This is a genomic window from Arthrobacter sp. Ms25 (assembly GCF_059090365.1).
This window is the reverse complement of the sequence record NZ_JBNHFP010000003.1, coordinates 28965-41666: the sequence shown is the minus strand read 5'-3', so window position 1 is coordinate 41666 and position 12702 is coordinate 28965. Positions and strand designations below refer to the sequence as shown.

At 67.0% G+C, this 12702-nt stretch carries 13 protein-coding genes; 8 read left to right on the top strand and 5 right to left on the bottom strand.

All coding sequences use genetic code 11. The features are described 5' to 3' along the window. The first annotated feature begins 38 nt into the window (after positions 1 to 38). The 4 genes from AC5RT8_RS08280 to AC5RT8_RS08265 all read left to right on the top strand — a co-directional run bounded on the left by AC5RT8_RS08280 (position 39) and on the right by AC5RT8_RS08265 (position 3096). Positions 39 to 707, top strand: coding sequence for a TrmH family RNA methyltransferase (locus tag AC5RT8_RS08280; RefSeq protein ID WP_494095833.1), 669 nt, complete (start codon positions 39 to 41; stop codon positions 705 to 707). 126 nt (positions 708 to 833) lie between these two features. After that, positions 834 to 1853, top strand: coding sequence for a class II fructose-bisphosphate aldolase (gene fbaA, locus AC5RT8_RS08275; protein ID WP_494095242.1), 1020 nt, complete (start codon positions 834 to 836; stop codon positions 1851 to 1853). Continuing rightward, positions 1853 to 2275: a DUF3151 domain-containing protein gene (locus AC5RT8_RS08270; protein ID WP_494095241.1), complete on the top strand. Its 423-nt coding sequence runs from the start codon at positions 1853 to 1855 to the stop codon at positions 2273 to 2275. The genes fbaA and AC5RT8_RS08270 overlap by 1 nt, the downstream gene beginning before the upstream one ends. A gap of 167 nt (positions 2276 to 2442) precedes the next feature. Next, entirely contained in the window at positions 2443 to 3096 is a 654-nt protein-coding gene (locus tag AC5RT8_RS08265; RefSeq protein ID WP_494095240.1) for a GyrI-like domain-containing protein, read from the top strand. Here the strand turns inward: AC5RT8_RS08265 and AC5RT8_RS08260 are convergent. The 3 genes from AC5RT8_RS08260 to AC5RT8_RS08250 all read right to left on the bottom strand — a co-directional run bounded on the left by AC5RT8_RS08260 (position 3063) and on the right by AC5RT8_RS08250 (position 5095). After that, positions 3063 to 3773: a class F sortase gene (locus AC5RT8_RS08260; protein ID WP_494095239.1), complete on the bottom strand. Its 711-nt coding sequence runs from the start codon at positions 3771 to 3773 to the stop codon at positions 3063 to 3065. The genes AC5RT8_RS08265 and AC5RT8_RS08260 overlap by 34 nt on opposite strands. Positions 3774 to 3796: 23 nt before the next feature. Beyond that, the gene (locus tag AC5RT8_RS08255) at positions 3797 to 4273 is read right to left on the bottom strand and encodes an excalibur calcium-binding domain-containing protein (RefSeq protein WP_494095238.1); all 477 of its coding nucleotides are present in this window, start codon (positions 4271 to 4273) and stop codon (positions 3797 to 3799) included. A 228-nt stretch (positions 4274 to 4501) separates the two neighbouring features. Then, complete coding sequence (locus tag AC5RT8_RS08250; protein ID WP_494095237.1) at positions 4502 to 5095, bottom strand: hypothetical protein; 594 nt, start codon at positions 5093 to 5095, stop codon at positions 4502 to 4504. A gap of 219 nt (positions 5096 to 5314) precedes the next feature. Between AC5RT8_RS08250 and AC5RT8_RS08245 the strand changes: the two genes are divergently transcribed. Beyond that, positions 5315 to 6604, top strand: coding sequence for an adenylosuccinate synthase (locus AC5RT8_RS08245; RefSeq protein ID WP_494095236.1), 1290 nt, complete (start codon positions 5315 to 5317; stop codon positions 6602 to 6604). Positions 6605 to 6699: 95 nt separating this feature from the next. Here the strand turns inward: AC5RT8_RS08245 and AC5RT8_RS08240 are convergent, their stop codons facing one another. Then, positions 6700 to 7245, bottom strand: a complete 546-nt coding sequence (locus tag AC5RT8_RS08240; protein ID WP_494095235.1) for a CueP family metal-binding protein — start codon at positions 7243 to 7245, stop codon at positions 6700 to 6702. 97 nt (positions 7246 to 7342) lie between these two features. Here AC5RT8_RS08240 and AC5RT8_RS08235 point away from each other — a divergent pair, with 97 nt between their 5' ends. Together AC5RT8_RS08235 and AC5RT8_RS08230 are read left to right on the top strand one after the other, a co-directional pair. Next, positions 7343 to 8641, top strand: a complete 1299-nt coding sequence (locus AC5RT8_RS08235) for an ATP-binding protein (protein WP_494095234.1) — start codon at positions 7343 to 7345, stop codon at positions 8639 to 8641. Continuing rightward, a complete protein-coding gene (locus tag AC5RT8_RS08230; protein ID WP_494095233.1) occupies positions 8638 to 10431 on the top strand; it encodes a hypothetical protein in 1794 nt (597 codons plus the stop codon). Before AC5RT8_RS08235 ends, AC5RT8_RS08230 begins: the two co-directional genes overlap by 4 nt. Before the next feature lie 22 nt (positions 10432 to 10453). Here the strand turns inward: AC5RT8_RS08230 and AC5RT8_RS08225 are convergent, their stop codons facing one another. Next, positions 10454 to 11449, bottom strand: coding sequence for a DUF2804 domain-containing protein (locus AC5RT8_RS08225; protein ID WP_494095232.1), 996 nt, complete (start codon positions 11447 to 11449; stop codon positions 10454 to 10456). 98 nt (positions 11450 to 11547) lie between these two features. On the opposite strand from AC5RT8_RS08225, the gene AC5RT8_RS08220 reads away from it, so the two are divergent. After that, entirely contained in the window at positions 11548 to 12666 is a 1119-nt protein-coding gene (locus AC5RT8_RS08220) for an NAD(P)-dependent alcohol dehydrogenase (protein WP_494095231.1), read from the top strand. The last annotated feature ends 36 nt before the right edge of the window (positions 12667 to 12702 follow it).

The window sequence follows — 12702 nt, the reverse complement described above, 5'->3', positions numbered from 1 at the left end:
CGGGCGCTGCCAGTCTTTCACCTTAGGCTGGAAGGGTGATAGACAGCCCCTCAGAACTCCGTAATGACAGCACCGATGAAGCCGCCGCGCCGTTGCACCAGGTAGGGGTGGGCCCCTGGGAGGGGCCGCTGCCGGAGGGGGACCACTGGGATCCGGAGCTGCTGGCGAACGGGGACGCCCGGAACGTGGTGGACGAATACCGCTATTGGAAACACGACGCGATCGTGGCGGACCTGGACACCAAGCGGCACCCGTTCCACGTGGCGATCGAGAACTGGCAGCACGATTTCAACATCGGCACCGTGGTGCGCACCGCCAATGCCTTCATGGCGAAGGAAGTCCACATCATCGGACGACGCCGGTGGAACCGCCGCGGTGCCATGGTCACGGACCGCTACCAGCACATCCGCAACCACCCGACAGTGGAGGATTTCGTGGAGTGGGCGCGCGGCGAGGGCCTGCACATCATCGGGATCGACAACTTTCCCGATTCGGTCCCGCTGGAAACCTATGAGCTGCCGGAAAACTGCGTGCTGGTCTTCGGGCAGGAGGGCCCCGGCCTGAGCCCGGAGATCCATGCCGCCGCCGACGCCACCCTGTCCATTGCCCAGTTCGGATCCACCCGGTCCATCAACGCCGGTTCCGCTGCTGCCATTGCAATGCACGGCTGGATCCGCCGGCACGTGTTCGGCCAGAAGGTGAACTGAGAACCGTCTCCCGGAAGCCGCCGTCGTAATCGAGCGGAACCACCTGCTGCCGCGGGGGCACTTGTGGCTAGGATGTAAGGAGCCAACGAGGGCTGAAGGCCCTGCCGTATCGACCTTGGAGTCAGCATGCCTATTGCAACCCCGGAGATTTATGCCGAGATGATCGACCGAGCCAAGGCAGGGGGCTTCGCGTATCCGGCAGTCAACGTCACCTCGTCGCAGACGCTGAACGCAGCCCTGGCGGGCTTCGCCGAAGCTGGCTCGGACGGCATTGTGCAGGTATCCACCGGCGGTGCGGCGTACTGGTCCGGCGCCACCGTGAAGAACATGGTCACGGGCTCCCTCGCGTTCGCGGCCTACGCCAAGGAAGTGGCCAAGAGCTACAACGTGAACATTGCGCTGCATACCGACCACTGCCCCAAGGACAAGCTCGACGACTTTGTCCTGCCGCTGCTGGCCGCTTCCGAAGCCGCAGTGAAGCGCGGAGAAGACCCGATCTTCAACTCGCACATGTGGGACGGTTCGGCGGAAACCCTTGAGGACAACCTGCGCATCGCCCAGGAACTGCTGGCCCGCACCGCGGCCGCCAAGATCATCCTCGAGGTCGAAATCGGCACCGTGGGCGGTGAAGAGGACGGCGTGGAGAACGCCATCAACGACAAGCTCTACACCACGGTGGCGGACGGCATGGCCACCATCGAGGCCCTCGGCGACGGCAGCAAGGGCCGCTACATCACCGCGCTCACCTTCGGCAACGTGCACGGCGTGTACAAGCCGGGCGGCGTGAAGCTGCGCCCGGAAATCCTCAAGGAAATCCAGGACGAGGTGGGCAGCTCCATCGGCAAGGACCGCCCGTTCGACCTGGTCTTCCACGGCGGCTCGGGTTCCTCCGCCCAGGAAATCGCCGACGCCGTGTCCTACGGCGTCGTTAAAATGAACATCGACACCGACACGCAGTACGCCTACACCCGTCCGGTTGCGGACCACATGCTGCGCAACTACGACGGCGTGCTGAAGGTGGACGGCGAAGTCGGCAACAAGAAGCAGTACGATCCGCGGGTCTGGGGCGCCTCCGCCGAAAAGGGCATGGCCGCCCGCGTGGTCGAAGCTGCATCGAATCTAGGATCGGCAGGCAAGGCACTCTAATGTCAGATGAATTCCGCACCAACCTCCTCGGCCCGGACGCCACGTACCTCCCGGAGGAGCCCGACGTCGTCGCGCGCCTGGAAGCCGGTGACGAACCCGTGGACCTCGCAGCCCAGTTCCCCACCTCATCCCAGGTGTGGGCCGCGCTGGCCGATGAGGCGTTCGAAGAGGGGCAGAATGTCGAGTCCTACGCCTACGCCCGCGTGGGGTACCACCGCGGACTGGACTCCCTGCGCCGCGCCGGCTGGCGCGGCATTGGACCCGTGCCCTGGTCGCACGTTCCGAACCGCGGGTTCCTGCGGTCGCTGTACGCGCTGGGCCGGGCGGCGGCGGCCATCGGGGAAACCGAGGAAGTGGAACGGATCCGCAAGTTCCTCGATGATTCGGATCCGAAGGCCAAGGCGGCCATCGAAGGACTGTAGGTCCTAGCTCAGCAGAACGACGACGGCGGTCCCCGGGTTTCGGGGGCCGCCGTTTGTTTTGTCCGGGGAGCTTTTTGTCTGCCCAGGGGCCGTCGGGCGGGCACGGACCTCCCCGCAGCCGTCGATGGGCGCCTACGCTGAAAGGCCGGCCGAAAGGTGGTCAGCACATGGAAAAGTTCGACCTGAAACGGTCCTATCCGGAACTGTATGCGCCCCGGGGCGGCGACTTCACGCTGGTGGATGTGCCGATCATGCACTACCTCGCCGTTGACGGGCACGGCGACCCCAATACATCCGCCGAGTACACCGAGGCCATCGAGTGTCTCTACCCGGTGGCGTATTCGGTGAAGTTTTCCTCCAAGGATGAACTGGACGCGGACTTCACGGTCGGCCCGCTGGAGGGGCTGTGGCGGGCCGAAGATCCCGGGTCCTTTGTCCGCCGCGAAAAAAGCGCGTGGGACTGGACTCTGCTGATTGCCCAGCCGGAATGGATCACTGCGGAGATGGTGGAGGCGGCTGTTGCTTCCGTAGGTGCCAAGAAGAAGGTTCCGTGGCTGGAAGGGATCCGGCTGTTGACGCTCACGGAGGGGCTGGTGGCGCAGATCCTCTTCGTCGGCCCCTACGATGCCGAGGGTCCGGTCCTGGACCGCCTGCACTCGATCTGGATGCCGGAGCGCCGCCTGACGTTCAACGGCGACCATCACGAGGTGTACCTCAGCGATCCGCGGCGGGTGGTTCCGGAGAAGCTGCGGACCGTGCTGCGTCAACCGGTCCGGCCGGTGGCGGATTACGGTCCGCCGGGTGGAACGAGCTCCGCGTAGACCACGTAGTTGTCGTCAAAGCGGCCCGTTTTCTGGTCGTAGCCGTCGCAGGTGATCAGCCGGAGTTCCGGTCCTGCAGTGTTTCCGTATACCTTCTGCGTCGGAAATTCGTCCTTGGGATACTGCTCGCCACGAAGCACCGTGAACACCGCGGTGCTTCCATCCTCACGGGAAACCTCGATCCGCTCGCCGGCAGCGAGGCGGCGCAGGTCGGCGAAGATCCCGGGTCCGCCGCCCTCGGCATTGACGTGTCCCAGAAGGACAGCAGGTCCGGGTTCTCCCGGCGTGGGGGAGAGTTCGTACCAGCCCGCGGGCGAACCGGGTCTGCCCTCGGGCACCTCCAAGGCGCCCTGGTCATCCAGGCCCAGACGGATCAGCTTCGACGATGCCCCGATTGAGGGGATGCGTAAGGTCTCCGGCGGCGACTCCGGCAGGGCCTGGATGCCTGCGGGTGTGGAAGGGACGGCGGGGCTTCCGGGCGGTACCGAGGCGGTCGGCGCGGGAGAAGCCGGTGCCGGGGAGGCCGGAATGACCGCGCTCGGTGCCGGGGCAGCTTCTGCTGAAGCTGTGGTGCTGCCGGCGCTGACGGGGCCGGTGCTGGCGGTTCCTGCCAGGAGAAGTGCGGCCGCCGCAACCGCACCGAGGCGTCTGCGGCGGCCGCTGTCAGTGGTCCTCATGGTTTCCGCTTACCGGTCTCCGTTTATTTCTGGCCCGCGAGGCGGCGCCGCACCACGAACGTTCCGCCTGCTGCCGCAGCCAGCACCAGGCCTCCGCCCAGGGCCAGGACTCCGGCATTGGATTCCTCCGGCTCCTGCGTGATGCCAGTGTTGGCACCGCCTGCGGGTATGTGCTCCACCTGGGTATCAACCCAGGTGCCGTCCGGCTCCATGTGGCCCTGCCTCATGGGCACCTGGGCCATGGGTTTGGTGGGATCGTCGCAGCCGATGCCGTCCATATCCCTGTCCAGGTGAGCACCGTACCGGGGGTGTGTGTTGGGGATGTTGTAGACGTTCTCCGCTGCGGCTTCGTCGCAGTTGGCGTAGGGCGGCGGCGGAGGCCACGGTTTGCCGTCACCTCCGCCGCCTCCGCCCGGCCCCGCGGCCAGCGCCGGCGTCGCTGACAAAAGTCCGAATCCGGTGATGGCCGTCAGAGTCAGGCCTGCTGCTGTCTTTTTCATGGAAATCCCCTGCTTTCTGAGTAAAGAAGGGCACCCAGTGTTGGATGACTCTGAAAGCCTAGGGAGCCGGGTAATCGGGGCGCTTCCCCCAAGGACGAAATTGGGTTCCGTGCCGCCGAAATAGTTCGGCAAGGCAAAGGTTGCCCGAGTGCAACCGGTCCCGCGTCTGCCGAGCAGCAGATGGGCTTCCGCCGCTCACTAGGTGTCCCTGCTGTCCGGACAGGCCCGTCAGGGCAGGATCGTGGTGGTGACGGCGACAATCTGCGGTGCGGCCGGAACGGAGCTGAAGCCGAACTTCACCGGCGGCTCGACCGGACGCAGCCCGCCCAGGTCATTGCCGTTCCACGCGGCCGTGGCACCGGTCAGGGAGCGGATGGACCGTACACCGTAGAACTCCCGCCGGTCTCCGCCCGCTGATCCGGCCGTCTGCACGCCCGGGACCAGCAGTCCTGCGACGGGATTGATCAGCCGCAGCCACCACGGAGCCACGGCCAGCGGCGCCGGCACGTGTTCCAGCACCCGGCCCAGCAGGGTCACCGGGCCCAGGGACACATCCAGCCGCAGCGGCCCGGCCGCCACCCGGAGTGCTTCCGGGGAAAGCGCCGCGTCCACGGGTGCCACCACGGTCCGGTCAAACCGGTAGGTCCCTCCCACGTACTCCGCCACCGAGTCCGTGGGCGCGAGCAGCGTCCGCACGCCGTCGTCGTCCTCCGCCATCACATCCGTAAAGGAACCCAGCGGGGATTCGAGCCAGTGCCCCACCACCAGCCTCGTGCCGGAGGAGGTGCCCAGCCCGGCAATGTAGCCGCGGAATCGGTCCATGCGCCCACGCTACCCGCGAAGCGCGGAAGATGATTCCCTCCGGCAGTGGATAACCGGGTGAGCCACAGCATGATCGGCTAAACTTGGCAGGTAAGAGCCCCGCAACCTGCGCCGAGGCACGCCGTGACGGCACAAGGCGCTGGTCCAGGGGCGTTCTCATGCACGGTAGCGGATCTGCACCACGCAGCTCCCACGCCGTAACTAATGGGGGAGGATCCCATGCCAGCTATAGTCATCGTCGGCGCCCAGTGGGGCGACGAAGGTAAAGGTAAGGCCACCGACCTGCTCGGCGGGCGCGTCGACTACGTCGTCAAGCCCAACGGCGGAAACAACGCCGGCCACACCGTCGTCGTCGGCGGTGAAAAATACGAACTCAAGCTGCTGCCCGCGGGCATCCTCAGCCCCAACGCGATTCCCGTCATCGGCAACGGCTGCGTGGTGAACCTCGAGGCGCTCTTCACCGAGATCGACGGCCTGGAATCCCGCGGCGCGGACACCTCCAAACTGCGGATTTCCGCCAACGCGCACCTGGTGGCCCCGTTCCACCAGGTGATGGACAAGGTCACCGAACGGTTCCTGGGCAAGCGCGCCATCGGCACCACCGGCCGCGGCATCGGCCCGGCCTACATGGACAAGGTGGCCCGGCTGGGCATCCGCGTGCAGGACATCTTTGACGAGTCCATCCTGCGCCAGAAGGTCGAAGGATCCCTGAAGCAGAAGAACCAGCTGCTGCTGAAGGTCTACAACCGCCGCGACGTCGACGCCGAAGAGGTGGTCCAGTACTTCCTCTCCTATGCGGACCGGCTGCGCCCGATGGTCATTGACTCCACCTACGAGCTGAACTCCGCCCTGGACGAGGGCAAGGTCATCCTGATGGAGGGCGGCCAGGCCACCTTCCTGGACGTGGACCACGGCACCTACCCGTTCGTCACCTCCTCGAACCCGACCGCCGGCGGCGCGTCCGTGGGTTCGGGCATCGGCCCCACGCGGATCACCCGATCCGTGGGCATCATCAAGGCGTACACCACGCGCGTCGGCGCCGGGCCGTTCCCCACCGAGCTGTTCGATGACATGGGGCTGTACCTGCAGAAGACCGGCGGCGAGTTCGGTGTGAACACCGGCCGTCCGCGCCGCTGCGGCTGGTATGACGCCGTCCTGGCCCGCCACGCGTCCCGCGTGAACGGCTTCACGGACTACTTCGTGACGAAGCTGGACGTGCTCACCGGCATCGAGAAGATCCCGGTATGCGTGGCCTACGACGTCGACGGCGTGCGGTTCGACGAGATGCCGATGACGCAGACCGACTTCCACCACGCCAAGCCGATCTTCGAGTACTTCGACGGCTGGACCGAGGACATCACCGGGGCGAAGACCCTGGAAGACCTTCCCGAAAACGCCCGGAACTACGTGCTGGCGCTGGAAAAGATGTCCGGCACCCGGTTCTCCGCCATCGGCGTAGGTCCGGACCGCGACCAGACCATCGTGGTGCGGGACCTCATTAACGAGTAAACCCGCCACCCCGCGGAAGGCCCCGCAGCCCTTGAGGCTGGGGGCCTTCCGCCGTCTTACGGGGCGGACTGCAACGATCCGGTACCTTTCCCGGCTCAGACCAGCTGCAGGGAGGTGATGCAGGTGGGGCTGTCAGTGAAGGTGCTGATGCTTCCCGCGCCGGCACCCTCCGACGAGGCGATTTCCAACGACCCCGTAATTCCCTTCGGTAGCCAGAAACCGACAAACCCGTTGTCATAGGTCCGCACTGTTTCCTCCACGAGGACCGCACCGGTGCTGTCGGTGATACGGACGTCCAGCGGGGCATCCACCAGTTCCCCCTGGCAGCCGGTGAGGCTGTGGTTGAAGCAGTCGTGGGTTGTTGTGATCCACGGCGCCACGGAAAGGTAGAACTGGTCCTCGGGCATCGGCAGGAGGGTCTCCTGTCCGCCTTCCTGCACCACTACGGCATCGTAGGTGACCGACGCTTCCAGCCCGGACCCGCGGTCGTCATTGGTCCGGTCAAGGCGTTCAACAACCTCCCGGGTGTCCGCACCCGCCAGGCCGTAGTCCTCCAGCAAGGAAGCGGATCCGCTGCCGCCGGCGCAGCCGGTGATGAGGAGCAGGGCGGTACCGGACAGGAGCAGGCGTGCGAATTCCATCCTGCCAGCCTATCGATTCCGGGCTGAACACTTTTGTGACACCGCTGGCGTAAAGCAGGAACACGTCCACACCGAGAGTGATTTAGGATTTTTTCCCATGGGGGGAATTAACGACGAACTCATCAATAGCCTGCAGCGGGCCGTGGAAGCCAATCCACAGGAGACGATGCTGCGGCTGCATCTTGCCGACCTGCTGCTTCAGTCCGGGCGCGGTGTAGAGGCGCTGGGGCAGATCAACGCGGTGCTTGCCCGGGAACCGGGCAATGCTGCGGCGCTCGCACTGTTGGGCAGGACCGCCGCGGCCCTGAATCAGGGCACCGGGCAGGAGCCGACGCTTCCGGAGCCGGAGCTTCCGGATTTCGACCCCGAGCCCGCGATCGAAGACATGGTCGCCGACGACGTCGATCCCGGCTTCGATTGGCAGCTGGCTGAGGCCGACCTTGGGGCGGAGGTGCCGCCGCCCTTTGTCCAGCCGCAGCTGCAGCACGGGGACGCGGGTGCACCGCCGCCCCCGCTCGAACCTGCCGGCCCGCCGGTGACCCTTGCCGACGTCGGCGGTCTGCATGACGTCAAGAAGCGGCTGCATGAATCCTTCCTGCAGCCGATGAAACACGCTGAGATCGCCAGGGCCTTCGGCAAGTCGCTGCGCGGCGGCCTGCTGCTCTACGGCCCGCCGGGCTGCGGCAAGACCTTCCTGGCACGCGCCGTCGCCGGTGAGCTGGGCGCGTCGTTCGTGAACGTCACCATGACCGACGTGCTGGACGCGTACGTGGGCGGGACCGAGCGGAACCTGCATGAAGTCTTCAATGAGGCCCGGCGGCGCGCCCCGGCCGTGTTGTTCCTGGACGAAGTGGATGCCCTCGGCATGCGCCGCAGCAGCCTGACGGGTGGTTCGGCCTGGCTGCGGCAGATGGTGAACCAGATGCTGCTGGAAATGGACTCGACGTCCGGGGACAACGACGGCTTGTACGTCCTGGCCGCCACGAACCACCCATGGGATCTGGACGACGCGCTCCTGCGCCCGGGGCGCTTGGACCGGATGGTGCTGGTCAGCCCGCCCGACGCCGGGGCCCGGGACGCGATCCTGCGCTATCACCTTTCCAACCGGCCCATCGCGGGGATCGACGTTCCTGCGATCGTCTCGCGCACCGAGGGCTTCTCGGGCGCGGACCTGGAGCACGTGTGCGTCACCGCCGCTGAAAAGGCCATGACCGCGTCGATTGCAGGCGGCGAACTGTTCCCGATTTCGATGGAGCACATCGAGAAGGCGCTCGCCGAGGTGAACCCGTCCACCCGGACGTGGCTGGAGCAGTCCTCAAACGTGGTCCGGTTCGCGAACCGGGACGGCCGGTACAACGACCTCGCCCACTATCTGCGTTCGCGGAAAATGCTGTGAGCGCGGTCCTCGACCGGGACATCATCAGGTCCCGGGTTGAGGTGCTGATGTCCTCCGGCCGGGAAAACGACGCCCTCACCCTGCTCCGGGACCAGGCGCCCCACCATCTGGACGAACCGTGGCTGCATGAGGACCTGGCCCAGCTGTACATCATCCTCGAGCGCGGGGAAGAAGCCGAGCATGCCGCCCGCGAGGCGCTGGCCCTGGCACCGGACACGCGCGACGGGCTTCTGCTGCTGGCCGTTGCGCAGCAAAGCCTGAACGATTCCGCCGCAGCCCGGGAAACCGTTGCTGCGGCGGTCGCCGCGTATCCGCACGATGACGTGGTCCACCGGATTGCCGCGGGTGTCTACATACGTGCCGAGGAGGAGGCCGAGCGGGCCAGGGGCTGGAAGCACATCCAGCGGGCCCTGGAACTGAATCCGCACGATCCGGCGCATTATTCCGTTGCCGTGTACGCCAACACCGCACTGAACGGACCCGCCGAGTTGACCCGGCTTTACCTGGAGGAGGGCCTCGCCCTGGATCCCGGGTACCAGCCGTTGATCCTGGCTGCCGCCGCCCTGCGCGAGCGCCCGGCCGGCATGGACCCCGCCGCCATGGTGTCGTCACTGCTGGCCGTTAACCCGCTGGACCCGGATGCCCTGGAGTCGCTGCGCGGGGAGTTTTTCAGCCGGCTCGCCGGCGTCGCCTTCATCCCGTGGCTGCAGGTCCTCGCTTTTGGCTTCCTGGCCGGTTCGCTCCATAACGGGGGCACCAGCGCGGTGGCCGCCCTGGTGCTGGCGTTGGTGTTCCTCCCCGTGACGTTCGGCCAGCGGCTGCTTCACCACCGCCGTTACACGCCGGGCGGGTCCGGCAGGCTCCCGGTGGACAAGCGGCAGAGGCGGCGGGCGGCAGGAGCGCTGGCCGCCCTGGCCGCGGCTGCCGGAGTGTCCGGATGGATCTCCCCGGATGCCGGTGCAAGCGCGGCCCTTGCCCTGGGTCTTGCCGGAGTGCTGCTTGCGGTGCTCCTTGTCCGGGTGCTGGCGCATCTGCGCCGTTTCCCGTCCGGCTACGGCGCTGATCTTTTTCGGCGGAACCGGCATGCCTGGGGCGGGGCGGGGGCTGCTGTCGCCGCCTTCGCCGCCGCCACGGCCGGAACGATCTGGGCCGCCGCATCCGGGGGCGAAGCTCCGGCGGTATTCCTGCTGGTGGCGTCGGTGATTCCGACGGCGGTGTCAGTCCATCTATTCGAGGGGGCGGAGCGGGGGGCCATACCCTCGCGAAAGGACCCGGCCTTCGAGGAGTACCGGAAATGGCGGCTCCGGATAGGCCTGCGTCCGGTCTGGTACCTGGTGGCCGGTATTGTGCTGGGATTCCTTCCGCTGGCGTCCGATCCCCTCGGCGCGCACCCCCTGACCGGCCCGATGGCGGTAGTTGCCGGGGGTCTGACCCTGGCCCGAGGGGCCTACACGGCGGCCCTGCTGCTTGCCGCCGGGGAGCGTCCCCGCAGGCTCCGTTCGCTGCTGGTGATCCGGGCCGCCGGAGCGGGAACGCGCGTCCTGGTTCCCGCGAATGTCTTTGTCACCTCGGCATTGGTCATTCCCTTGGTGCTGCTTGCCCTCGGAACGGCCGTGATGGTCACCGGCGCCGGACCGGCTGCCTGGCTCGCCGACGTTGATTTGCCCCAGGCTCCGGATTTCCGGCAGGACCGGGACGCTCCGGAGATCCCGGATGTCCCCGGCCTCACGCCGGAGCCCCGGCCGACCTGGAGCGTGCCACGGCCAACGGACCTGGCCGCCGGCAGCTGAATCCAGGGCGGCGTCCAGACAGCTACCAGCGGTTCCGGGCCTCTTCAATCCAGCCGGTCAGCCCGTCCAGTGAATACTGCGAGCCGTCCGGGGTGCGCGCCGTCCCGGACCAGGTGCCGAACGCCTGCCAGGTCTGCGAACGGATGACGACGGCGTTCGTCGCCGCCGTGCGCCGGTGGAACGGGGTGAGGACGGCGTCGATCCACGGACCGTGCACGCGCCAGGGCGACGCCGGATCGGCGAGGTCGTAGGCAAAGTCCAGTTCGCCGTCGTAATGGTGCAGTCGCCCATCCACGACCAGGGCGTTCTCCGTGGCGGGAGTGCCCGCGGTCCACTTCCCGCCGATCTGCAGTCCGAGCCGGGTGCCGTCCACCGTTCCGGACCCCACTCCCCAGTTCCAGCGTCTGGAGTAGGGCCAGCGGCCGCGGCCGCGGTCCAGTACGGCGAACGAACCCTCCCCGCCCACTTGGTACTCCCGCCCGTCCACGGTCACGGAGCCGGACACCCGGCGGGCCACGTCCTTGAGTGTGTACTGGTAGCGGCGCTCGGACCACGGCACCACCACGGAAAGGACGTCCCCGTCCGCTTCGGCAAACAGATCCGCGGTGATCCGGGACGACGTCGCCTGCAGCCGGGTTCCGCCGTCGGCGTCGTGGAACCGCAGGCCGGATCCGCCGAAGGAGCCGTACGCAGTCAGCGGCGGCAGTGCATCCGGCAGGGAAACATCCGCGTAGGAGGGCAGCAGTTTCAGCGGGTCGATGCTGATCTCCTTGCCGGTGCTGCGTTCGAAAACGTAGAGCTGCAGCGTGGCGGCATAGTCCAGGTGGGCAATGGTCAGGCCGACGGCGAGCTCAGGGGTGAGGATGCCCCAGTACTCCCAGCGTTTGGTCCGCCAGCCGGTCCGGACGCCCGAGGGAACCACGGGACGGTGCAGGGCGCTGCGGGCAAAGCCCACCGCTGCCGGATTGAGCACGCCCGCCGGGCTGCCGAGGTCAACGGGGGTAGTGATTTCTTCCATGTCGCCCAAGTGTAGGGCGGGCGTAGGGTGAAGGGTGTGCCGGAGCACCGTCGCAGACCGTTGTGTCGGTTGTCCCGATCCGGCAGGGAGAGGCAGACATGACCAGCACAGCCACAGCCGCCGTCCTGCGCGGCACCAACGAGCCCTTCGAACTTGCCGAAGTTACGCTGGATGATCCCCGTCCCGACGAAGTTCTGGTCCGGGTGACGGCAAGCGGCGTCTGCGGCACCGACCTGGGTGTGCAGGCAGGCCATATTCCGTTTCCCCTGCCCGGGGTCCTGGGGCATGAGGGCGCGGGGGTCGTGGAAGCCGTGGGAAGTGCCGTGACCTCGGTTCAGCCGGGCGACCACGTCCTGCTGACCTTCACCAGCTGCGGGGTCTGCCGCAACTGTCGAAGCGCCCACCCGGCGTACTGCGTCGAATTCCTGCCCCGGAACCTCCTCGGAGGCGAACGTGCGGACGGCAGCTCCACCCTTTCGGAAAACGGCACTGACCTGCACGGGCACTTCTTTGCGCAGTCTTCCTTTGCCAATCTGGTCCTGGCCGATGAACGCGGTGTGACCAAGGTGGATCCGGCTGCGGATCTGTCCCTGCTGGCCCCCCTGGGCTGCGGCATCCAGACCGGCGCCGGAGCCGTACTGAATGTCCTGAAACCCGAGCCGGGTTCCGTGCTGGCCGTTTTCGGTGCGGGTCCCGTCGGGCTGGCAGCAGTGATGGCCGCCGCCCTGTCTCCGGCCACGCGGATTATCGTGATGGACCTGGTGGATTCACGGCTGGAGCTGGCCCGGGAACTGGGGGCCACCGACGTCGTGAACTCCGGCACTACCGATGCCGCCCAGGCGCTGATGGAACTGACCGGCGGTGAAGGCGTGACCCACGCCCTGGAAACCACCGGCAGCGTCAGGGTTGCTGAAACTGCCGCGTCGGTGCTGGCCCCACTGGGCAAGCTCGGCCTCATCGGGGCACCCGCCGCCGGGAGCACCATGAGCCTGGACGTGAACTTCATGCTCAATGGACGCCAGATCCTGGGCATCACCGAAGGCGATTCCAATCCACAGCTGTTCCTGCCGGCCCTGGTGGACCTGGTGCAGCAGGGCCGGTTCCCGTTGGACAAGATGATCACCCGGTACTCGTTCAGGGACATCAATGAGGCAGCCGCGGCGGCCAGGAGCGGAAGCGTCCTGAAACCTGTGCTGCACTTCGAGGACCTGGTTTAGGCTGGGAGCTACCAAGCCCGAAGCGAAGGTGGTCGA

Coding starts and splice junctions, on each gene's coding strand:
- fbaA (WP_494095242.1), top strand. CDS start 834: ATGCCTATTGCAACCCCGGAGATTTATGCCGAGATGATCGACCGAGCC.
- AC5RT8_RS08270 (WP_494095241.1), top strand. CDS start 1,853: ATGTCAGATGAATTCCGCACCAACCTCCTCGGCCCGGACGCCACGTAC.
- AC5RT8_RS08265 (WP_494095240.1), top strand. CDS start 2,443: ATGGAAAAGTTCGACCTGAAACGGTCCTATCCGGAACTGTATGCGCCC.
- AC5RT8_RS08260 (WP_494095239.1), bottom strand. CDS start 3,773: ATGAGGACCACTGACAGCGGCCGCCGCAGACGCCTCGGTGCGGTTGCG.
- AC5RT8_RS08255 (WP_494095238.1), bottom strand. CDS start 4,273: ATGAAAAAGACAGCAGCAGGCCTGACTCTGACGGCCATCACCGGATTC.
- AC5RT8_RS08250 (WP_494095237.1), bottom strand. CDS start 5,095: ATGGACCGATTCCGCGGCTACATTGCCGGGCTGGGCACCTCCTCCGGC.
- AC5RT8_RS08245 (WP_494095236.1), top strand. CDS start 5,315: ATGCCAGCTATAGTCATCGTCGGCGCCCAGTGGGGCGACGAAGGTAAA.
- AC5RT8_RS08240 (WP_494095235.1), bottom strand. CDS start 7,245: ATGGAATTCGCACGCCTGCTCCTGTCCGGTACCGCCCTGCTCCTCATC.
- AC5RT8_RS08235 (WP_494095234.1), top strand. CDS start 7,343: ATGGGGGGAATTAACGACGAACTCATCAATAGCCTGCAGCGGGCCGTG.
- AC5RT8_RS08225 (WP_494095232.1), bottom strand. CDS start 11,449: ATGGAAGAAATCACTACCCCCGTTGACCTCGGCAGCCCGGCGGGCGTG.
- AC5RT8_RS08220 (WP_494095231.1), top strand. CDS start 11,548: ATGACCAGCACAGCCACAGCCGCCGTCCTGCGCGGCACCAACGAGCCC.